This window comes from Nitrosospira sp. Nsp13 (assembly GCF_900101945.1).
Taxonomy (GTDB): Bacteria; Pseudomonadota; Gammaproteobacteria; order Burkholderiales; family Nitrosomonadaceae; genus Nitrosospira; species Nitrosospira multiformis_D.
Genome location: NZ_FMVD01000038.1, coordinates 1 through 1,794, shown reverse-complemented (window position 1 = coordinate 1,794; position 1,794 = coordinate 1). Strand labels below are relative to the sequence as shown.

The 1,794-nt window shown below is 54.0% G+C and carries 2 protein-coding genes; both read right to left on the bottom strand.

The genetic code is table 11. From position 1 onward, the window contains the following. Positions 1 to 290 (bottom strand): condensation domain-containing protein (locus BLO43_RS16165; RefSeq protein WP_139149318.1); only part of this gene is annotated, 290 nt, incomplete at its 3' end. Next, a partial coding sequence (locus BLO43_RS16160; protein WP_139149317.1) for an amino acid adenylation domain-containing protein occupies positions 291 to 1,794 on the bottom strand: 1,504 nt, incomplete at its 5' end. It lies immediately after the preceding gene.

The following is a 1,794-nucleotide window of genomic DNA, read 5'->3' as shown; positions in this document are numbered from 1 at the left end:
CGCATCACCAATGCATCAAAACTCGAACGCAACGCTTCAATATCCAGTCTTCCCGTTAAACTCAACGCACCACTCAGGTGATACGCCGTGCTCAACGGCTCCAGCTGCCACAAAAACCAGTGCCGCTGCTGCGCGTAGGAAAGGATGTTGCGGTTTTGCGCTTTCTGCCGAACGATCGGAAGCAGGGAAAAATCGAATCCCCGTTTTTTTAGTGCACTAAGGAACTCTTTCTGCTTCTCGGGAGAAAGCGCTGAATACCGTTCCGCAATGCCCTGCTTGTTCAACTCCATTCAGCTCTCCAGTAAATCGAGTAAATGCGCTATCCCGCGCAGCTCGGCAGATTTTTCAGGCACTAAAGAACGTTTTTCCTGTAGGACCCGCACGATATCTATCAATTGGGGATTTTCGAAATACAAGCGTAAAGGCAACGCAATAGATAAAATCTGTTCCAGCTTCTGTTGCACTTGCAGGATTGCAAGCGAATGCCCGCCCAGTGCGAAGAAGTTATCATTTCGCCCCACCTGCCCAATACCTAGCACATCGGCCCAGATGGTCGCCACGACTTCTTCCATCTCACCCTGTGGTGCCTCATAGCGGCCTATGTTGGCAACTTCCGGCTTTGGCAACATCCTGCGGTCCACCTTGCCATTTGGACTCAGTGGTAAACTGTCCAGCATCATGATCGCCGAGGGAATCATATAGTGCGGCAGCGTCTTGCTTAGCGCTTCTCGCAAGACTGAGATATCCAGGCGCTTGCCTGCATGAGCGGATACATACGCCATCAGCCTTGTTCCGCCTGTTCCTCTCCGGGCCACCACGACAGCTTCCCTCACCCCGGGCTGCAAAATCAACTGGGCTTCGATCTCTCCCAACTCAATTCGAAAGCCTCGCACCTTGATTTGATTGTCCAGGCGCCCCAGATATTCGATCTGCCCGTCTCTTCGCCACCTTGCCAAATCCCCCGTGCGGTATAGCCGCCCTCCCTTTTCATCAAAGGGATCGGCAACAAAGCGCTCCGCAGTCAGCCCCCTACGATTGAGATAGCCACGCGCCAGCCCTACGCCTCCCAGATACAGTTCTCCAGCCACCCCTTGCGGGACCAGATTGAGATCCGTGTCAAGAATGCAGGTTTTGGTATCGGAAATGGGTTGTCCAATCGCCACACTATCAAGGGCATCATTTTTGCATGCCCACTGAGTAACATCGATTGCTGCTTCTGTCGGCCCGTAGAGGTTGAAAAGTTTTGCCCAGTGAAACTGTCTCAATATCTTGCGTTGCAATTCCATAGGCAATGCCTCTCCACTACAAAGGACGCGCCGCAAAGTTGTGCAGGTCTGCGTGTCATCGCCAGATATAAAGTTCTGCAACATGGAAGGAACGAAGTGGATCGTGGTGACTGCATATCGCCGGATCAGTTCGATCAGGCGTGCAGGATCGCGGTGATCTCCCGGCGCGGCTACGGCCAGGCGCGCACCATTCATCAACGGCCAGAAGAATTCCCAAACAGAAACATCAAAACTGAATGGGGTCTTTTGCAAAATCACATCGCCAGCGACCAGCCCATGAGCTTGTTGCATCCATACCAGACGGTTACGAAGCGAGCGATGCCGCATACCCACACCCTTGGGCTTGCCGGTAGAGCCGGAGGTATAGATGACATACACAAGATTGTCCCCGTGCACGGGGATGGCGGGATTGTCTGCCCCTTCCCCGCTCACATCCAGCGTGTCCAGTTCCAGCACCGCGCACTGCGCCGGGTGCGGGATGCGCGCCCTGATATGGCTTTGCGTCAGC